Origin of the sequence: Saccharopolyspora sp. 7B (assembly GCF_020177435.1) — a bacterium.
In the GTDB taxonomy this organism is placed as follows: Bacteria; Actinomycetota; Actinomycetes; order Mycobacteriales; family Pseudonocardiaceae; genus Saccharopolyspora_C; species Saccharopolyspora_C gregorii.
Map to the genome: position 1 here is coordinate 1 of NZ_JAIUKC010000022.1, position 18,344 is coordinate 18,344.

Genomic DNA, 18,344 nt, shown 5'->3' on the forward strand with positions numbered 1-18,344 from the left:
CCCCAACCCATTTGGCGCCCCCCGGTGGGCCCCATTGGCGGCATGGGGGGGGGGGGGGGCCCGGGGGGGGGGGGGGGGGGCGGGGGCCCGCCGCTGATCCAGAATCTAGCTTAGAAATATTTCTTACGGCATCACTCGAATGGGTTCTGATCGATCTGGTAGACCTGGGGACCACGCAGCCGGAGTCAGCGGAGGAACGAGATGGCGCCCGCATCACCACTGGTCGCAGCCTGGGAACTGGGCGTGCGGCTCAAGGAAGCCCGCGAACAGGTGGACCTCACCGGCACCGAGGCCGCGGAGTCGATCGGCGTCACGCAGAACTACCTGAGCAACATCGAGCACGGGCGCCGCAAGATCGCCGAGGAGAAGCTGACGACCCTCATCGGGACCTACCTGCTCGACGCCGACGAGGCCGGTGAGCTGGTGGAACTGCGCAAGGCCTCGGACGGTCGCGGCTGGTGGTCCCGCTACAGCGGGCTGTTCGCCCCGGAACTCCTCCGCTACTTCGGGTTCGAGCACGGGGCGGAGGAAGTGCGCAGCTACGAGAGCGGTGCGATCTCCGGGCTGTTGCAGACCGAGGACTACGCCCGAGCGATCCACGCCGGTGACCGCGCCAACCTGCGCGGCTCGGAGATCGAGCGACGGGTCGAAGCCCGGATGCGTCGTCAACGGCGGATGAGCGGAGCGGATCCGCTGCGGGCCACGGTGGTCATGACCGAAGGCTCGTTGCGGCAGCAGGTGGGTGGAGTGGACGTCCTCGCGGAGCAGCTGGAACATCTGCTCGATCTGATCGATCGGTTCGCGGACACCTTGGAAGTCCGGATCATCCCGTTCACCGCCGGTAGCTACGGAGCTATGGGCGGATCTACGTTCCACCTGCTCACCTTCCCCAGCGCGAGGCTCGGCCGATTGGCGTGGCAGGAGACGGTGACCTCGCTCGGCTTGATCGACACCGAGGTCCGGGTGCACCAGTACTGCCTCTCGTTCGCCGAAGCACTGGAACGATCCGTGGATCGGACCGAATCCGAAGCGCTGATCGGGACGGTGCTCCAGTCGCTACGATGAGGATCATGCAGCGGTTCGCGGAATCCTCTTGGCGCAAGGCGAGCTATTCGACGAGTTCCCAAGGCTGCGTCGAGGTGGCGATGACGGCCTCGGTGGTCGGCGTGCGGGATACCAAGGACCGCGCCGGCGGCACCCTCGTCGTCCCCCGCGAGCACTGGCGCGCGTTCCTGCGGAGCATCACCACCTCCGCGTGACCCCATCGGGGGATTGAGCGGCGCGCGTGCGGGTAGCCGTGGTGCGGAAGTGCTTTGTCCGCACGAGGAACGGAGACGCGCACGATGTCGGACCCGCTGGACGCCGAGACGCCCTCGGCTGACGAGGTCGGCCCCGATCCCGCAGACCCGCAGGACCCGGCCGAGCTGCAATCCGCGGGCGATCTCGACGAGGACGAACTGGGCGTGGACCCCTTGGAAGAGGGTGTCGAACCGCCCGAGCACTGGTCGCGGGACGTCGTGGACCGGCCCACGCCCCGCGAGCAGCGGGAAGGCGAGACCATCGACGAACGGCTCGCCGAGGAACGCCCCGACCCGGACGACGAGGTGGGCAAACCGCTCGCCGAGACCCGCCTGCACGAGCTCGACGACACCGTCGACGAGCAGGCGGCGGAGGAGGTCGCCGACGGGGTCAGCGGCGAGCAGGTCGCCGAGCAGGCCGAGCGGTCCACCGGCACCGGCGCCGTCGTCGAAGGCGAGGAGGTCGAGGACACCGGCCTGTCCGCGGTGACCAACGAAGGTTCCGCGGCCCCCGCCCGCAACGCCTCCCCGGAGGAGAACGCCGAACGGGTGCAGGATGGCGGAGCCTGAGCAGGTCGCCGTCCCGGCCGCGCACGGCAGCGGTGCGCTCGCCGCGGACCTGGTGCTGCCGCAACCGGATTCACCGCTGGTGGTGTTCGCGCACGGCAGCGGCTCCTCGCGGCACAGCGAGCGCAACCGGTGGGTGGCGGCCCGGTTGCAGGAGGCCGGGCTCGGCACCCTGCTGCTGGACCTGCTCACCGACGACGAGTGCGAACGCGACGCGCACGGCGAGCAGCGGTTCAACATCCCGCTGCTCACCGTGCGCGTCCTCGGCGTGCTCGACTGGTGGCGCGGCCCGCTGAGCCTGTTCGGTGCCAGCACCGGTGCCGCCGCCGCCCTCGGAGCCGCCGCGCGCCGGCCGGACTCGGTGCGCGCGGTGGTGTCCCGCGGCGGGCGGCCCGACCTCACCACCGAACCGCTCGACCAGGTGCGCGCCCCCACCCTGCTGCTGGTCGGCGGCAGCGACCCGGAAGTCCTCGAACTCAACCGGCGCACCGCAGGCCACCTCTCCGCCGAGCACGAACTCCAGGTCGTCCCCGGCGCCACCCATCTCTTCGAAGAACCCGGTGCCCTCGCCGAAGTGGCCCGAGCCACCACCACCTGGTTCACCACCCACCCCTGACCCGAGGTGTGCGGCGGGTGGTGGGGGGTAGTCCGGGGTGGTGCCGGAACTGCCTGATGTGGAGGGGTTCCGCCGGGTCGCGGAGCGGGCGGCGGGGCTGGTCGTGCGGGACGTCGAGGTGCGCGACGCGCAGGTGCTGCGCGGGGTGCGGACCGGCGAGTTCCGGGACGCGCTGCGCGGGCAGCGGCTCGGCACGCCGTGGCGGCTCGGCAAGTGGCTCGCGCTCCCGCTGGGGGACGAGTTCCCGCAGGTGCTGCTGCACTTCGGCATGACCGGGCGACTGCTGCGGTGCGAACCCGGCGACGAGGTGCACCGGCACGACCGCGTGCTGCTGGACCTCGACGACGGGCAGCTGCGGTACCGGGACATGCGCAAGCTCACCGGGCTGCACCTCGCCCGCGACCGCGAGGACCTCGACGCGCTGCTCGGCGACCTCGGCCCCGATGCGCTCGCCGCCACCGCCGCCGACTACCGGCGGCAGCTCACCCGGCGTCGGCGCGGGCTCAAATCCGCGCTGATGGACCAGGAAGTGCTGTGCGGGCTGGGTAATCTCACCGTCGACGAGGCGCTGTGGCAGGCGCGGTTGCACCCCGCCCGCGGCACCGGCGACCTCGACCGGGGCGAACTGGACCGGCTCAGCCGCCGCGCGCACACGGTGCTGCGCGGGTCCGCGAAGGTCGGGCACGTGCCGGACCGGCCCAGCTGGCTCACCGGGCACCGCGACGAACCCGACCCGCACTGCCCGCGCTGCGGCACCGGACTCGCCCGCACCACCACCGCCGGTCGGACCACCTACCACTGCCCGCACTGCCAGCCCCGAGGGTGAACGCGCCGGGGCGAACTCATCGGACCGGGGTACCGGCCCCGCCGCGGCACCCGAACCCCATCAGGCCGGGTCGCCGAACCAGCGGGCGAGGGCCGCGCGCAGGGCGGCCCGATCCTCGCCCGCCCACGCGACGTGGCCGTCCGGGCGCAGCAGCAGCGCGGGCACGTCCAGCTCCTCGCTCACGTCGACGACGTGGTCGACCCGATCCGCCCAGCCGGCCGCGGAGAACTCGCCGGTCTGGTCCAGCAGCAGTCCGCGCCCGCCGTGCAGCAGCCGGTACAACCGGCCCCGCCCCAGCTCGACGTCGCGCAACCGCCGGCCCACCGACGGGTGCCCGCCCGCGGCTGCGCGTTCTCCTCGCCCCGCGGCGGAATCGCCGAAGTCGTAGCGGATGCCGATCGCCGTGACCTTCTCGATCAGGTACCGGTTCACCTCCTCGAACTCGATCAGGTCCGCGAGGACCTTCCGGACGGCTCGCGGGCCCGGCTCCGGCAGCAGCAGCTCCGTCTGCGCGCGGGACAGCTCCAGCACCTCGGCGGCCACTGGGCGCCGCTCCGCCTCGTAGCTGTCCAGCAAGCCCTCCGGAGCTCGGCCGCCCACCGCGGCCGCCAGCTTCCAACCCAGGTTGAACGCGTCCTGCAGGCCGGTGTTCATGCCCATCCCGCCCGTCGGCGGATGCACGTGCGCCGCATCGCCCGCCAGCAGCACCCGGCCGTCGCGGTACCGCTCGGCGAACCGCGTGCCGTCGCCGAAGCGGGACAGCGACCGCGGCGAGTGCGCCCCGAAATCGGTGCCCGCGACCGCGCGCAACCGCTCCCGCAGCTCGGCCATCGTCGGCGGCACCGACCGGTCCTCGGCCACGCCCGCCGCGGGCACGATCACCCGGTACAGGCCCTCGCCGCGGGGGATCGCGCCGAACCGGAACTCGGTCTTGCGGACCTCGGCGATCGTCGCCGCCAGCTCCTCCGGCGCGGCCGTCAGCTCGCACTCGGAGATCAACGTGTCCACCCGGGACGGTTCGCCGGGGAAGCCGATGCCGAGCAGCTTGCGCACGGTGCTGCGGCCGCCGTCGCAACCCACCAGGTAGCGCGCGCGGAGCTCCGCGCCGTCCGCGAGCTCGGCGGTGACGCCCGCCGCGTCCTGCCCCAGCCCCACCAGCTCGCGGCCGCGCCGGAAGTCCACGCCCACCTGCTCGGCGTGCTCGGCGAGCAGGCGTTCCGTCACGTCCTGCGGGATGGCCAGGACGTACGCGTGCGCCGTGTCCATGTCCTCCGGCCACCGCGTGCCGAGGCCCGCGAAGAACCCGCCCGCCATGACCCGGGTCCCGTGTTCGAGGAACGGCTCCAGCATCCCGCGCTGGTCCAGCACCTCAGCGCTGCGCGCGTGCAGGCCCAGGGCCCGAGCCTCCCGCACCGGCTCCGCGTGCCGCTCCAGCAGCACCGCGCGCACCCCGCGCAGCCGCAGCTCCGCCGCCAGCAACAAGCCCGCCGGACCCCCGCCGACCACGATGACGTCGATCATCGAAACCCCCGTCTTCCCAGTTGAGGGGCACAGTGTGCGGGGGCGCCGGGGTCTTGCCACAAGTCCCGGGGTGCGCTATACGTTGAAGCAGGCGGGGAGGACGACCCGCGTCAGCGGCGCACTCGCGCCACCAGTTCCGCCGGGCCCCGGTGCCGGAAGTTCCCGCGCCACGCCGCGGATTCCGCGGGAGCCGCCAGCGACAACTCCGGCCGCCGCGCCCGCAGTGCTCGCACCGCGCTCGCCGCGATCACCCTCGTCAACGCCGACGCCGGGCACGAGTGGATGCCGTGGCCCAGGCTCAGGTGCGGGTTCGGCGAGCGCTCCGGGCGGAACACCGCCGCGTCCGCGAACACCCGCTCGTCCCGGTTCGCCGACGCCAGCGACAGCAGCAGCGTGTCCCCGGCGCGCACCGGCACCCCGCCGATCTCCAGATCCGACAGCGGGTAGCGCGGCGCCGCCAGCAGCTGCGGCGGGTGGAACCGCAGCACCTCCTCCACGCCGGGATCGAGCAGCGTAAGTTCCGCGCCCAGCAGCCGCAGCACCGCCGAGGACACCGCGTGCACCATGATCTCGTACCAGACGAACAGCAGGTAGAACACCATGCTGGTGAGCTCGTCGTCGTCCAGGCGGCCACCGGCGCGGGCCGCCAGCAGCCCCGCCAGCAACGACTCCGCCGGGGGAGTCGACCCCAGCGCGCCGCCGATGATCCGGCGCATGTCCCGCATCGTGTCCCGCGCCCGCGGCTCCGCGCCGGGGGAGTGGCGCAGCAGCGAATCCGCCCAGCCGGTGAACTCCGCGCGCGCCTGCTCCGGCAGCGGCAGCAGCTCCGCGATCACCCGCACCGGCAGCGGGACCGCGAACTCCGCGACCAGGTCCACCTCGTCCGGCAGCGCCGCCGCCAGCCGCTCGGCGACCTCCCGCACCTGCGGCGCCAGCTCCCGCACCCGCTGCGCGGTGAAGCTCGGCGCGATCTGCCGCCGCAACCGGGTGTGCCGCGGCGGATCGCTGTTGAGCAGGTGCGCGTCCAGCTGCGGCGGCAGGTCGAACCCCGCGTAGTCCCCGCCGTGCGAGCGCGACCGGTCCAGCGCCAGCCGCTGATCGCCCAGCGCCGCCCGCACCTCCGCGTACCGGGTCACCAGCCACGCGCCCGGACCGTCCGGAGTGGACACCCGGTGCACCGGGCCGGCCGCGCGCAGCTCCGCCAGCGCCGCGAACGGATCGGGCGCGGTGAACGGATCGGTCACGGCGCCGGGCTCCGGTCCCCGTCCAGCTCCGCCAGCACCTCCCGCACCACCGGGTGCGGTTCCTGGAACGCCTTGCCGATCAGGCACGACCAGTGCGACTCCTCCGCCAAGTCGCGGTGCGGGTCCTGCTCCGGGAACCGCCACACCGCCGCCGCCGAACCGTCCATCCCGGACTCCTCGCGGATCATGTCGCTGCCCGAACCGGGGCGCCGCCCGGCCGCGTGCGCGCGCAACCCGGCCGCGATCCGGGCCGCCTCGACCGTCGCCGCCCGCTGCTCCCCGGTGAGGCCCGCGCGGTCCGCGTGCCGCTCCGCCACCGGCACCACCGCCGGGTCCAGGTAGGGCCGCAGCTCGCGCAGCAGGTCGTCGGTGGCGATCAGCCAGCGGTACTCCGCCGACTCCAGCCGCGTGTTGCGCACCAGCTCCGGATCCAGCGGCCGCAGCGCCTCCAGCAGCGGACGCAGGTAGCGGCGCGCCCGCCACCGCCGCAGCAACCGCGGCACCGACGGCAGCACGTAGCCCACCGCCATCACGCTCGCCCCGACCGTCGCGCTCAGCGGCGCCACCACCGTGCTCACCACGTCCAGGTCCGCGCCGAGCCAGGTCGCCGCCACCGCGACCACCTTCAGCACCGAGTAGCCCAGGCCGAACACCACGCCCACCGGCACCAGCGACACGCCCCACCGCAGCCACCGCTCCCGCGCGTGCGGCCGGATCCGCAGGCAGATCAGCGCGCTGCGCACCAGCCCCAGCGAGTACGCGCCCAGGTACACCGCCAGGAACAGCACCACGGCGGGCACGCCCGAGTAGTGCGCGTCGAAGTCCAGCACGTGCGGCTCGTCGTGCACCGGCGCCAGCGCGAACGCCCCCGCCATCACCAGCAGCGCCGCCACCGTGCCCAGCACCAGCACCCGGCCCGCGGGCTGCGCCTCCTCCCGCGGCCGCGCCAGGTTCACCGAGCACACCTGCAACGAGGCGGTGCACAGCACGATCGAGGAGTACACCGCCAGCGTCGACAGGTTCGGCACCCCCGACGCCGCACCGACCGCCAGGTACACCCCGGGGATCGCGAAGTTGAACCCGCACGCCACGAACAGCAGCGCCAGCGTGATCGCACCCAGCCGCGGATCCCGCGGATCGCGCAGGAAATCGCGCAGCTTCCACGCGAACGCGCTCAGCTGCAGCAGCAGCGCCAGCGGGTAGAGGACGGCGAACACCCGATCACCCGAGGGTCGACTGGAAGCGGCGCAGGATCTCCCGCGCCTCGTCGGGAACCTGCTGCGCCTGCGGCGATTCCCACGAGCTGATCCGGCGCATCGCCACCGACGCCATCATCTCCGCCGCGGCCTCCTCCTGCGCCGAGCAGCCGGTGCGGGTCAGCACCCGGTCCAGCACCTCCGGCGGCAGCTCGCCGAACAGGGAGCGCAGCGCCGGCGCCGGATCCGACAGCGGGCGGCCCACGTGGCCCCACAGCAGGTGCATCAGCTCATGCAACCAGATGTGCCAGCGGTGCCAGCGGGTGGTGCGCGCGTCCGCGATGATGATCACGCAGCCCTCCGGCAGCAGCGCCAGCCCGCTCGGTGCGCGCGGCGGCAGCTCCACGGCCGCGAAGTAGATGTCCCGGCCCAGGTGCTCCCGCGCCCGTTCCAGCAGCTGCTGGGCGGTGAACCGGCGCGGCAGGCCGAGCGCGTCCAGCCGCTTCCCGCTGCGTCGCCGCAGCAACCAGCGCGAACTCCGGTCCGGGCCCCCGTCCCACACCAGCAGCCTCACCGCTGCTCCGGCTGCTGGTCCGCGGCGCGCAGCGCCTTGAAACCGTGCAGCACCCCGAGGATCGCGTCCGCCACGTGCTGCCGGTCCTGCTCCGGGAACTGGTCGGTGAGCTGGCGCAGCGCGACCTCCTCGACGCCGTGGCTGCGCAGCTGCCCGGCCAGCCGCCACTGCGCCAGCAGCTCCGGTGCGATCGCCGGGTCGAAGAAGTCCAGGCCCACGCCGAAGAACTCGGCGAACGCGACCACCTCGGTGAGCCGCGGGACCGCGCGGCCGGTGCGCAGGTGCCACATGTGCGTGCCGGACATCCGCACGCCGCGCGCGGTCAGCAACCCCGCCATCCGCTCGCTGCCGTAGGGCTTCCCGGTCTCCGGGTCGGGCTGCGCCGCCAGCAGTTCGGTCAGCCGCTCGGCGAACACGTGCACGCTGATGGAGCTCCCCGAGACCTGGTCCTCGGGGACGTCGGTGGCGCCGGTGCCGGCGGAGTCGGATGGGTGGGGCACGTCTCGACTGTAAGGGGTCGCGATCTCCGCGACACCGCCGATGTCATGACGATCTCGTCCACACCGGTGGTCGATGGGAGTGGATCTGTCCACCGCTGTTGATATACGATGACGGAACCCTGGGGGGTCAGGGTGCGAGTCGGGGAGTGGAGGAGTCGGGTCGGGAACTGCGGCCCGACTTCTTCGAGCCGGTCCCGCACCGGCGAGCCACGCGCCTCCCGGCGGGACCGGCGTCGAGCAAGACCGCTCCGCCGATCGCTCCCGCCGTGTCCTACAGCACCTTGTACCCGTAGGTAACCGCCCGCTTTGGCATCATCGCCGCGTCGGTCGAGCGCGACCCGACGACGAAGTCGGACGGAAGGATCGGTGTGGTGACGGGAATCGAACGCGTAGGCGTGATGGGCTCCGGGCTCATGGGGGCGGGCATCGCCGAGGTCAGCGCCCGCAGCGGGCTGGACGTCGTCGTCTCGGAGGTCGGCGAGCAGGCCGCCGAAGCGGGCCGGGCCCGCATCACCAAGTCCCTGGACCGCGCCGTCGGCCGCGGCAAGCTCGCCGAAGCCGACCGGGACGCCGCACTCGGGCGCCTCCGGTTCACCACCGAGCTCGGCGAGCTCGCCGACCGCCAGCTGGTCATCGAGGCCATCGCGGAGAACGAGCAGCTCAAGACCGGGGTGTTCGCCGAACTCGACCGGGTGCTCACCGACCCGGACGCGATCCTCGCCTCCAACACCTCCTCCATCCCGATCGCCAAGCTCGCCGCCGCCACCTCGCGGCCCGCGCAGGTCATCGGGGTGCACTTCTTCAACCCGGTGCCGGTGCTCAAGCTCGTCGAGCTGGTGCCCTCCCTGGTGACCTCCGAGGAGACCGTGCGGCGCGCCGCCGAGTTCGCCACCGACGGGCTCGGCAAGCAGACCATCCGCGCCCAGGACCGCTCCGGGTTCGTGGTGAACGCACTGCTGGTGCCGTACTTGCTCTCCGCGGTCCGGATGTTCGAGAGCGGCGTGGCCGCGGCCGAGGACATCGACAACGGCATGGTGCTGGGCTGCGCCCACCCGATGGGGCCGCTGGCGCTGGCCGACCTGGTCGGCCTCGACACGCTCAAGGCCATCGCCGACTCGATGTACGACGAGTACAAGGAGCAGCTGTACGCCGCGCCGCCGCTGCTGCAGCGGATGGTGGACGCGGGCCACTACGGCAAGAAGTCCGGCCGCGGATTTTACGAGTACTCCTCCTGAGCGGTCGCCGCCGCCGAGGGGTGGGGTGGCGGAGCCTCAGCGGGATTCTCGCTGCGGGATCGTTCTCACCGGTGGCCGCCGCCACAGGAGAAAACGCCGTCCTCGCGAGAATCCCGCTGAGAACCCGCGGCGGTGCCGGTTGCGTGCGTGGTCGCCGTTCAGCGCTTCGCGCTGGCAAGAGGAACCAGCGGCTCTCGCCGGTCAGTTGATGGTGTTGCGGAGTGCTGCGACGGCGTGGTCGCGGTGGGCGTCGAGCAGGGCCACCAGGCGTTCGGCGTCGCCCGCGGTGGCCGCGCGCACGATCGCCTCGTGCTCGGCGCGGACCCGCTCCCGGTTCGCGCCCTCGTTGTAGTAGACCGCCCGGTAGGCGTCCGTCGCGTCCCACAGCGTGCGCACGATCCGCAGCAGTCGCGGCAGCCCGCACGGTTCCAGCAGCGCGAAGTGGAACCGCCGGTTCGCCGTGATCATGCCGACCAGGTCGCCCGCCTCGGCCGCGCGTTCCACGTCCCGCGCCGCCTCCTCGATCCGCTGCAGGTCCGCCTCCGCGAAGCGGCCGGCCGCGACCCCCGCCGCCTCCGATTCCAGCAGCGCGCGCAGCCGGTACACCTCCAGCAGGTCGTCCAGCGACAGCTCGGCGACCGCGTAGCCCCGGTGCGGCCGGTAGACCACCTGGCCTTCGGCCTCCAACGTCTTCAACGCCTCCCGCAGCGGGACGCGGCTGACGCCCAGCTCGTGGGCGATCGAGTCCTGCCGGATCGGTCTGCCCGGGGCCAGCGAGCCGGTGGTGATGGCCCGGCGCAGCGCGTCCAGCACGAACGCCTGCGTGGTCGGTGGCCGGTCGTTCCCGCCCAGGTCGTGCCAGCGCAGGTCGGGCGGCGTCGGCGGTCGCGGGTTCGGGTCTGCTGGCATCGGCTCCCGCCGGTCGCTCGTGCGCGGATGGTCCCCTGGCGCCGGGCACGCGATCACTCGTTCGAGAGGCGCGAACCGTGTTGACCCGGCATCCGATCACTGTATATTGGATCCAATCCGGGAAGAGCGCAAGGCGGCTCGCCGCGCGTCCCAGGTGCCGGACTCCGGTGTTCCGCGCGGACCGCGGGACGGGTCCGGCCGGGGCCGTCGTGCGGGGATTTCCGGATCGCTGCGCGGTTTTCCCCGGCCCGAACGGGCCTGGAACCGGAAGGGTGGGTCGGTGATGGGGCGGGCACTGCCGCTGGACGGCATCGTGGTGGCGGACTTCAGCCGGGTGCTGGCCGGTCCGTACGCGACCATGTCGCTGGCCGACCTCGGCGCCACCGTGATCAAGGTGGAACGGCCCGGCACCGGCGACGACACCCGCGGCTGGGGTCCACCGTGGACAGACCGCGGCTCCGCCTACTTCGAATCGGTCAACCGCAGCAAGCGCAGCGTGGTGCTCGACTTCGACGACGAGCAGGACCGGGACGCGGCCCGGGCGCTCGTGCGGCGCGCCGACGTGCTGGTGGAGAACTTCCGGCCCGGCGTGCTGGCGCGCTGCGGGCTCGATCCCGACGGCGCGCGCGAGCTCAACCCCGCGCTGATCTACGCCTCCGTCTCCGGCTTCGGCAGCGGGCCCGGCGCCGACCTGCCCGGCTACGACTTCGTGGTGCAGGCCGTCGGCGGGCTGATGAGCATCACCGGCGCACCGGACGGGCCGCCGACCAAGGTCGGGGTCGCCGTCGTCGACGTGCTCACCGGCAAGGACCTCGCGCTCGGCATCCTCGCCGCGCTGCGGCAGCGGGACGCCACCGGGCTGGGGCAGCACGTCGAGGTCAACCTGCTCTCCAGCCTGCTCGCCGCCCTGGTCAACCAGATGAGCGGCCTGCTCACCACCGGCATCGCGCCCGAGCGGATGGGCAACCGGCACCCCAGCATCGCCCCCTACGAGACGCTGCGCTGCGAGGACGGGCTGCTCGCCGTGGCCGTCGGCAACGACGCGCAGTTCCGCCGGTTCACCGAGGCGCTCGGCCTGATCGGGATGGCCGACGACCCGAGGTTCGCCGCGAACGCCGAACGCGTCGCGAACCGGGCGGAACTGGTGCGGCGCCTGGAGAACGTGCTCGGCGCCCGGCGGGCCGGCGACTGGCAGGACCGGCTGCACCGGGCCGGCATCGCCTGCGGCCAGGTCAACGACCTCTCGCACGCGGTGCACTACGCCGAATCGCTCGGTCTGCGGCCGGTGGTCGACCCCGGCGACGGGGGCGTGGCCCAGGCCCGGATGCCGATCGAGTTCTCCGACCTCGACGTCGCCGACCCGCTCGCCCCGCCGCAGCTCGGCGAACACACCGACGAGGTGCGCGGCTGGCTCGCCGCGGACCCGAGCCCGTTGCCACCGCTGTCCGACGACCCAGCCCGAGGAGGCCACCGATGAGCGCCAAACCCGACTTCGATCCCCGCGATCCGCTGGGCATCGACGCCGAGCTGACCACCGAGCAGCTCGCGCTGCGCGACAGCGTGCGGGCCTTGTGCCGGGACCTGGTGCGGCCGCACGTCGCGGACTGGTTCGAACGCGGCGAGTTCCCGCAGGCGCGCGAACTCGCCCGCGAGCTGGGCAAGCTCGGCGTGCTCGGCATGCACCTGGAGGGCTACGGGTGCGCGGGCGCCTCCGCCGTCGACTACGGCGTGGCGTGCGAGGAGCTGGAGGCCGCCGACTCCGGGCTGCGCTCGCTGGTGTCGGTGCAGGGCTCGCTCGCGATGTACGGCATCTGGCGCTGGGGCTCCGAGGAGCACAAGCAGCAGTGGCTGCCGAAGATGGCCGCGGGCGAGGCCATCGGCTGCTTCGGGCTCACCGAACCCGACCACGGCTCGGACCCGGCGTCGATGACCACCCGAGCCCGGCGGGACGGTTCGGACTGGGTCCTCGACGGCCGCAAGATGTGGATCACCAACGGCAGCATCGCCGACGTCGCCGTGGTGTGGGCGCAGACCGAGGAGGGCGTGCGCGGCTTCGTCGTCCCCACCGATACCCCGGGATTCGCCGCACCGGAGCTGAAGAAGAAGCTGTCGCTGCGCGCCTCGGTGACCAGCGAGCTGGTGCTCGACGAGGTGCGCCTGCCGGATTCCGCGGCACTGCCCGGAGCCGTGGGCCTGCGCGGGCCGTTGAGCTGCCTGAACGAAGCCCGCTACGGCATCGTCTGGGGCGCCACCGGCGCGGCTCGCGACTGCCTGGAGACCGCGCTGGACTACGCGCGCGGCCGGGAGCAGTTCGGCAAGCCCATCGCCGGGTTCCAGCTCACCCAGCAGAAGCTCGCCGACATGGCGGTGCGGGTGCAGAACGCGCGGCTGCTCGCGCTGCACCTCGGCAAGCGCAAGGACGCCGGAACCCTGCTGCCGCAGCAGGTCAGCTTCGGCAAGCTCGACAACGTGCGCGGCGCGCTGGAGGTCGCCCGTTCCGCGCGCACCGTGCTCGGCGCCAACGGGATCTCCCTGGAGTACCCGGTGATCCGGCACATGACGAACCTGGAATCGGTGCTCACCTACGAGGGAACCGGCGAGATGCACGCCCTGACCATCGGCCAAGCGCTCACCGGGAGCAACGCGTTCCGGTAGTGGCGTCCCGGCCGGTCGTGACGGGTGATCAGGACCGGCCGGGGATCAGCCAGGCCGGCTCACCAGATGGTGAAGCCGCCGTCGGCGACGACGTTGCTGCCGGTGACGAAGCTGCTGGCCTCGGACGCGAGGAACACCGCGACCGGGCCCAGCTCCTCCGGACGACCGGCGCGGCCCATCGGGGTCTGCTCCATCCAGCCGTTGAACCACTCCGGCTGGGTGTTCTGCACGCCCAGCAGCAGGTCGGTCCCGGTGTAGCCCGGCGAGATCGAGTTGACCCGGACGCCGCGGCGAGCCCACTCACCGGCGAGCGACTTGGTCAGCATGATGACGCCGGCCTTGGACGCGTTGTACGAGACCTGCGGCTGCGGGTGGTTCGAGATCATGCCCGACATCGAGGCGATGTTGATGATCGAGCCGGCCCCCTGGGCGAGCATCTGCTTGCCGACCTCGCGGGAGCAGTAGAACACCCCGTCCAGGTTCAACCCGACGACGCGGCGCCAGGACTCGTCGCTCATCTCCTCGGCGGGCTCGTTGCGCACCATGCCCGCGTTGTGCACGGACACGTCGATGCGACCGTGGTCGGCCACGATCCGGGCCACCCCGTCGGCCACCGCGGCCGAGTCCGTCACGTCGAGCGGGAGGAAATCGCCCTCGACCTGCTCGGCGGCCGCCTTGCCGGTCTCCGGGTTGATCTCGCCGATCACCACGTGGGCTCCCGCCGACCGCAGCGCCTTCGCGATCTCCAGACCGATTCCCTGCCCGGCACCGGTCACCAGCGCCACTTTGTCCTGGAGGGAGAAAACCTCGGTACCCAACTTGTCACCTTCCCGAAAAACCGACCTGACGGGTGCAGCCTTGCACACGTTCGCGCCCGGTCGGCGAACCCCGCCGCAGATATCAAACAAGCGCCGAGTTCGTGAGAAATTGCGACGTGCGCGCCGCCGGGAGGACCGCGGAACGGACGTTCGCACTGATCATCGGCCCGGCGCCATCCCGGACCCGAGAATTCCCCCGCACCACCCGGAAATCGCGGAAGACCGGAGCAGTGCGAGCGGAACACCGGAGCAGCGGTGCCGCGCGGCAGAAGTGGAGGGGGCAGCCCGTCAGGTCAACGGCGGCGGGAGCACGGTGTGCGTCCAGTCGCTCGCCTGCTCGTAGGCGTGACCGAGTTGCAGCAGCGGCCACTCGCCGTGCCCGGGGCCGATCAGCTGCACCCCGGTCGGCAATCCCGCGTCGTTGAACCCGGCGGGCAGGTTCAGCACCGGATGCCCGGACAAGGTCCACGGCGCCGACACCTCCATCCACCGGTGGTAGGTGTCCATCGCGGTGCCGTCGATCTCCGCGGGCCAGCGCAGATCCGCGTCGAACGGGAACACCTGGGTGCTGGGCGCGAGCAGGAAGTCGAAGCGGTCGAACAGGTCCGACACGGACTCGCGCCACGCGTCCCGGCCGGCGCGCGCCGCAGCGATGTCGCGCACCCCCAGCTCCAGGTAACCGTCCACCTCGTACTGCGCCTCCGGTTTCATCCGGGCGCGGGCGGTGGGGGAGCGGTGCACCTCGTGCAGCGACTCGCCGAGCATCCACCGCCGCCACAGCAGGAACGTCTCCCACGCCTGCTCGACGGGCAGCCGTGGCGCCGGTTCCACCACGCAGCCCAGCCGCTCGAACAGCCGTGCCGCGTCCGCGCACAGCTCCAGCACGCCCGGCTCCGTCGGCAGGTAGCCGTCGAAGTCGCCCACCCAGCCGATGCGCAGGCCCGCGACGTCGCGGCGCGGGGATCCGGTGAACAGCGCCGGGTCCTGCGGCAGGCTCAACGGCGCCCGCTCGTCCGGACCGGCCATCGTGGACAGCAGCATCGCCAGGTCCCGGATGGTGCGCGCCATCGGCCCCACCACGGACGGTTCGCCGAGGAACCCGGGCGTGGGCACCCGGCCGAACCCGGGCCGCAGCGACAGCACGTTGCAGAACGCGGCGGGCGTCCGCAGCGAACCCATGAAGTCGCTGCCGTCGGCGACCGGCAGCATCCGCATCGCCAGCGCCGCCGCGGCGCCGCCGCTGCTGCCCCCGGCGGTGCGGGACAGGTCGTACGGGTTGGTGGTGGTGCCGAACAGCGAGTTGAAGGTGTGCGAGCCGAGCCCGAACTCGGGGACGTTCGTCTTGCCCACGACGATCGCGCCGGCCTCCTTCATCCGGCGCACGAACAGCGCGTCCGCCGTGGCGGGTTCCTGCCGCTGGAAGCCCTGCGTGGTGGGGAAGCCGGCCGCGTCGCTGAGGTCCTTCACCGCGATCGGGAACCCGTGCATCCACCCGGCGCACTCGCCGCGGTCCAGCTCGGCGTCCCGGGCGCGGGCCTGCGCGAGCACGTCCTCCTCGTCGGCGCGGGAGACGATGGCGTTGACCAGCGGGTTGAACCGGTCGATCTGGGTGAGGAACGCTTCGGCGACCTGCACGCAGCTCAGCTCGCGCTGCCGGATCGACCAGGACAGCTCGACCGCGTCGAGCCGCACGGGCTCGGGCACGTTCGCCGACGGGATTCCGCTCAACTCGGCGCCCACCCGGCCCGCCTCCAGTCCGCGTCCACACGTGGCCGTCGATGGCCACCTGATCGACCGTGGCGGGTGGCGGGCGCGACGTCAAGACGGCGGACGAGCGCATTCGCGTGGCGCGCCGGAGGGATGCGTCACGTTAGCGTTGCTAAACGGTTCCGCGGTTCACACGCTGGTGGCGGGCTTGCCCGCCGGTGGCGGCCGACGAACGGAGGAGGACCGATGGCGGCAGCGGTGGTCGGTGGCGGTCCCCCGCAGGTACGCCAGGTCGGGCCCGTCCGGGTGCTCAGCTCGGTCGCGGCGGTCGTCACCGTCGGTGTGTTCCCGGTGTTCCTCGTCGGCGGGCTCGGCGTCCAGCTGCAGCGGGAACTCGGGTTCGGCGCCGCGCTGCTGGGCGGTTCGGCCGCCGCGTTCTTCGCCGTCGCGGCCCTCGCCTCCCGCTTCATGGGCTGGGTGGTGGAGCGCATCGGCTCCCGGCTGGGCATGCGCCTGGGCGCCGCGGGCAGCGCGGTGTGCCTGCTGGGCATCGCGACGGTGCGCGACGCGGGCTGGCTCCTGGTGCTGCTGTGCCTGTCCGGGCTGCCGAATTCGCTGGCGCAGCCCGCGGCGAACCTGCTGATCACCCAGGGCGTGCCCGCGCACCGGCGCGGCACGGGGTTCGGCGTGAAGCAGTCCTCGATCCCGCTCGCCACGCTGCTCGCCGGGGCGGCGGTGCCCGCGATCGCGCTGACCATCGGCTGGCGCTGGGTGTTCGTGTTCGCCGGGATCGCCGGGCTGCTGGCCGCGGCGTTCGTGCCCTCGCTGCCGCAGGCGAAGCGCTCCACCCGTCCCGCGGCGGCCGGATCGGGCGGGGAATCCCGGTTCGTGGCGCTGCTGCTGATCGCCATCGCCGGCGGGCTCGGTTCGGCCGCCGCCAACGCGCAGGGCGCGTTCGTGACCACCACCGCCGTGGACGTCGGGTTCAGCCCGTCGGCCGCGGGACTGGTGCTGTCGCTGGCGTCGGCGGCCGGGCTGACGATCCGGCTGCTGGCCGGGGTGGTCGCCGACCGCTGGGAGGTGAACCTGCTGCGGGTGATCACGATCATGCTGGTCGTCGGCTCGCTCGGGTACGCGCTGATGGCGGCGGGGTCGACGACGTTGTTCCTGATCGGCGTGTCCATCGGGTTCGGCGCGGGCTGGGCGTGGCCGGGGCTGCTGAACTTCTCCGTCGCCAAGATCGCTCCGGATCGGGTGGCGAGCGCGACGTCGTTCACCCAGACCGGCATCTACTTCGGCGGCAGCGCGGGACCGCTGCTGTTCGGGCTCCTCGGCGAGCACGCCGGTCTCGCCACGGCGTGGCTCGCCGCGGGGGCGGCCGCGATCACCGCCGGAATCCTGCTCCTCTTCGTCCGCCCCGCATCCAGGTGAACGGCCCACCCACCCGATGGACGTGGGCCGAGGGCCCACTCACCCGGAGGCGTCGCCTTGGGGCCGGGGGTGCTTGTTCGATCAGGGTTTGCGGGCGAGGCCGCCGTGGAGGATGCGGTAGCGGGGGTGGCGGTGCGGCGGCTGGTCCGGTTCCGGCCGCCAGTCGCCGATGTAGCAGGTGCCGGGCGGCTGCCGTGCGAACGCGCCGAAGCACTCGGTGATCCACTCGGCGGGGCGCGCCACCACCGGGTCCGCGGTCTCCTCGTAGAACGCCGCCAGCAGGTTCATCGGCTCGGGCTCCTCGCTGGCGCACAGGTGGGAGAGCACGAGCGCGCTGCCGGGCACCACCGCGTCCTGGTAGGCGCGCACCAGCCGCATCGGATCGTCGTCGTCTTCCACGAAGTGCAGCACCGCCGACATCACCAGCGCGACCGGCTCGGAGAAGTCGATCAGGTTCGCGACGTCGCGGGAGCCGAGGACCGCGTCGGGTTCGCGGATGTCGGCGTGGATGATCGCGGCGCGCGGTTCGGCGTCGAGCAGCGGCCTGCTGTGCGCGACGGTGAGCGGCTCGTTGTCCACGTACAGCACGCTGAACCGGCGGGTGCGGCGGGCGGCGACCTCGTGCACGTGCCCGATGGTCGGTATCCCGGAGCCGAGTTCGAGGAACTGCCGCACGCCGCGCGCCAGCAGGTGCTCCACGGTGCGCCGCAGGAACGCCCGGTTGTCCCGGAACACCCCGGCGACGCCGGGCATCGCACTCTGCAGCCGCTCGGCGAATTCGCGTTCCACGCCGAAGTTGTGGCCACCGCCGAGGAACGCGTCGTAGATCCTCGCCGCGCAAGGCCGGTCGATGTCCATCTCCCTGGACAACAGGCGTTGCGCGTCGACCATGATGTGCTCCTCGTTCCTCCGTCGGCGACACCGTACAGTAGTCGTTGGTTCACACACCGTGTCGAAGCGGGGCGGGTCCGAGCGGGGCCCTCACAGACGGAACCGCAGTCGAGCACCCGGTGGCTACGGCCGATCGGGGGGTATGGTCGTGATCGTCCGGGGATGCCGGTATGCGCATGTCCGGCCCTGTTCTTGAGAGCGCCCGCGGCCGCGCGACTGCGGCTGTTCGGGCGGCGGAAAACCCACTCCTGGAGGTGTACGTGTCCGAGGTTCGCGCCGTCGTGGCGACCGGCAAGGGAGCGCCGGTCGAGGTCGTCGACATCATCGTCCCCGATCCGGGTCCGGGTGAGGCGGTG

At 72.7% G+C, this 18,344-nt stretch carries 18 protein-coding genes; 9 read left to right on the top strand and 9 right to left on the bottom strand.

Going from position 1 to position 18,344, the window contains the following annotated elements:
- The first annotated feature begins 201 nt into the window (after window positions 1-201).
- From LCD33_RS04860 to LCD33_RS04880, 5 genes are all read left to right on the top strand, one after another.
- Window positions 202-1,065 carry a helix-turn-helix transcriptional regulator gene (locus tag LCD33_RS04860; RefSeq protein WP_224961693.1) on the top strand — a complete coding sequence of 288 codons (864 nt, stop codon included), beginning with the start codon at window positions 202-204 and terminating at the stop codon, window positions 1,063-1,065.
- 5 nt (window positions 1,066-1,070) lie between these two features.
- Entirely contained in the window at window positions 1,071-1,259 is a 189-nt protein-coding gene (locus LCD33_RS04865) for a DUF397 domain-containing protein (protein WP_224961691.1), read from the top strand.
- Between the two features lie 84 nt (window positions 1,260-1,343).
- Window positions 1,344-1,868, top strand: a complete 525-nt coding sequence (locus LCD33_RS04870) for a hypothetical protein (RefSeq protein ID WP_224961689.1) — start codon at window positions 1,344-1,346, stop codon at window positions 1,866-1,868.
- Window positions 1,855-2,481 (top strand): dienelactone hydrolase family protein, encoded by a 627-nt coding sequence (locus LCD33_RS04875; protein ID WP_224977555.1) that lies wholly within the window; start codon window positions 1,855-1,857, stop codon window positions 2,479-2,481. The genes LCD33_RS04870 and LCD33_RS04875 overlap by 14 nt, the downstream gene beginning before the upstream one ends.
- A 40-nt stretch (window positions 2,482-2,521) precedes the next feature.
- Window positions 2,522-3,307 carry a DNA-formamidopyrimidine glycosylase family protein gene (locus LCD33_RS04880; protein WP_224968329.1) on the top strand — a complete coding sequence of 262 codons (786 nt, stop codon included), beginning with the start codon at window positions 2,522-2,524 and terminating at the stop codon, window positions 3,305-3,307.
- A gap of 60 nt (window positions 3,308-3,367) precedes the next feature.
- Here the strand turns inward: LCD33_RS04880 and LCD33_RS04885 are convergent, their stop codons facing one another.
- From LCD33_RS04885 to LCD33_RS04905, 5 genes are all read right to left on the bottom strand, one after another.
- The gene (locus tag LCD33_RS04885) at window positions 3,368-4,828 is read right to left on the bottom strand and encodes an FAD-dependent monooxygenase (RefSeq protein ID WP_224968328.1); all 1,461 of its coding nucleotides are present in this window, start codon (window positions 4,826-4,828) and stop codon (window positions 3,368-3,370) included.
- A 110-nt stretch (window positions 4,829-4,938) separates the two neighbouring features.
- Complete coding sequence (locus tag LCD33_RS04890; protein ID WP_224968326.1) at window positions 4,939-6,072, bottom strand: cytochrome P450; 1,134 nt, start codon at window positions 6,070-6,072, stop codon at window positions 4,939-4,941.
- Window positions 6,069-7,289, bottom strand: coding sequence for an MAB_1171c family putative transporter (locus tag LCD33_RS04895; RefSeq protein ID WP_224968324.1), 1,221 nt, complete (start codon window positions 7,287-7,289; stop codon window positions 6,069-6,071). Before LCD33_RS04895 ends, LCD33_RS04890 begins: the two co-directional genes overlap by 4 nt.
- 4 nt (window positions 7,290-7,293) lie before the next feature.
- On the bottom strand, window positions 7,294-7,842 hold the full coding sequence (locus tag LCD33_RS04900) for a hypothetical protein (RefSeq protein WP_224961677.1): 549 nt from the start codon (window positions 7,840-7,842) through the stop codon (window positions 7,294-7,296).
- Window positions 7,839-8,342: a hypothetical protein gene (locus LCD33_RS04905; protein ID WP_224961675.1), complete on the bottom strand. Its 504-nt coding sequence runs from the start codon at window positions 8,340-8,342 to the stop codon at window positions 7,839-7,841. Before LCD33_RS04905 ends, LCD33_RS04900 begins: the two co-directional genes overlap by 4 nt.
- A 371-nt stretch (window positions 8,343-8,713) precedes the next feature.
- On the opposite strand from LCD33_RS04905, the gene LCD33_RS04910 reads away from it, so the two are divergent.
- Entirely contained in the window at window positions 8,714-9,577 is an 864-nt protein-coding gene (locus tag LCD33_RS04910) for a 3-hydroxybutyryl-CoA dehydrogenase (protein WP_308011223.1), read from the top strand.
- Between the two features lie 201 nt (window positions 9,578-9,778).
- Here the strand turns inward: LCD33_RS04910 and LCD33_RS04915 are convergent, their stop codons facing one another.
- Window positions 9,779-10,486, bottom strand: coding sequence for a GntR family transcriptional regulator (locus LCD33_RS04915; RefSeq protein WP_224961671.1), 708 nt, complete (start codon window positions 10,484-10,486; stop codon window positions 9,779-9,781).
- A 283-nt stretch (window positions 10,487-10,769) separates the two neighbouring features.
- On the opposite strand from LCD33_RS04915, the gene LCD33_RS04920 reads away from it, so the two are divergent.
- Together LCD33_RS04920 and LCD33_RS04925 are read left to right on the top strand one after the other, a co-directional pair.
- Window positions 10,770-11,963 (top strand): CaiB/BaiF CoA-transferase family protein, encoded by a 1,194-nt coding sequence (locus LCD33_RS04920; protein WP_224968320.1) that lies wholly within the window; start codon window positions 10,770-10,772, stop codon window positions 11,961-11,963.
- Window positions 11,960-13,141: an acyl-CoA dehydrogenase family protein gene (locus tag LCD33_RS04925; RefSeq protein ID WP_224961667.1), complete on the top strand. Its 1,182-nt coding sequence runs from the start codon at window positions 11,960-11,962 to the stop codon at window positions 13,139-13,141. Before LCD33_RS04920 ends, LCD33_RS04925 begins: the two co-directional genes overlap by 4 nt.
- A 59-nt stretch (window positions 13,142-13,200) precedes the next feature.
- Here the strand turns inward: LCD33_RS04925 and LCD33_RS04930 are convergent, their stop codons facing one another.
- On the bottom strand, window positions 13,201-13,959 hold the full coding sequence (locus tag LCD33_RS04930) for an SDR family NAD(P)-dependent oxidoreductase (protein ID WP_224961666.1): 759 nt from the start codon (window positions 13,957-13,959) through the stop codon (window positions 13,201-13,203).
- Between the two features lie 288 nt (window positions 13,960-14,247).
- A complete protein-coding gene (locus LCD33_RS04935; protein ID WP_224977557.1) occupies window positions 14,248-15,663 on the bottom strand; it encodes an amidase in 1,416 nt (471 codons plus the stop codon).
- Window positions 15,664-15,912: 249 nt separating this feature from the next.
- Between LCD33_RS04935 and LCD33_RS04940 the strand changes: the two genes are divergently transcribed.
- Window positions 15,913-17,097, top strand: a complete 1,185-nt coding sequence (locus tag LCD33_RS04940; RefSeq protein WP_224968318.1) for an MFS transporter — start codon at window positions 15,913-15,915, stop codon at window positions 17,095-17,097.
- A gap of 81 nt (window positions 17,098-17,178) precedes the next feature.
- On the opposite strand, the gene LCD33_RS04945 is transcribed toward LCD33_RS04940, so the two are convergent.
- Entirely contained in the window at window positions 17,179-17,988 is an 810-nt protein-coding gene (locus tag LCD33_RS04945) for an SAM-dependent methyltransferase (RefSeq protein ID WP_224961660.1), read from the bottom strand.
- Window positions 17,989-18,344 lie beyond the last annotated feature (356 nt).

Bases quoted from the DNA above. Each gene is read 5' to 3' on its own strand.
- LCD33_RS04920 (WP_224968320.1), top strand. From the start codon at position 10,770: ATGGGGCGGGCACTGCCGCTGGACGGCATCGTGGTGGCGGACTTCAGC.
- LCD33_RS04860 (WP_224961693.1), top strand. From the start codon at position 202: ATGGCGCCCGCATCACCACTGGTCGCAGCCTGGGAACTGGGCGTGCGG.
- LCD33_RS04940 (WP_224968318.1), top strand. From the start codon at position 15,913: ATGGCGGCAGCGGTGGTCGGTGGCGGTCCCCCGCAGGTACGCCAGGTC.
- LCD33_RS04865 (WP_224961691.1), top strand. From the start codon at position 1,071: ATGCAGCGGTTCGCGGAATCCTCTTGGCGCAAGGCGAGCTATTCGACG.
- LCD33_RS04945 (WP_224961660.1), bottom strand. From the start codon at position 17,988: ATGGTCGACGCGCAACGCCTGTTGTCCAGGGAGATGGACATCGACCGG.
- LCD33_RS04875 (WP_224977555.1), top strand. From the start codon at position 1,855: ATGGCGGAGCCTGAGCAGGTCGCCGTCCCGGCCGCGCACGGCAGCGGT.
- LCD33_RS04915 (WP_224961671.1), bottom strand. From the start codon at position 10,486: ATGCCAGCAGACCCGAACCCGCGACCGCCGACGCCGCCCGACCTGCGC.
- LCD33_RS04885 (WP_224968328.1), bottom strand. From the start codon at position 4,828: ATGATCGACGTCATCGTGGTCGGCGGGGGTCCGGCGGGCTTGTTGCTG.
- LCD33_RS04925 (WP_224961667.1), top strand. From the start codon at position 11,960: ATGAGCGCCAAACCCGACTTCGATCCCCGCGATCCGCTGGGCATCGAC.
- LCD33_RS04870 (WP_224961689.1), top strand. From the start codon at position 1,344: ATGTCGGACCCGCTGGACGCCGAGACGCCCTCGGCTGACGAGGTCGGC.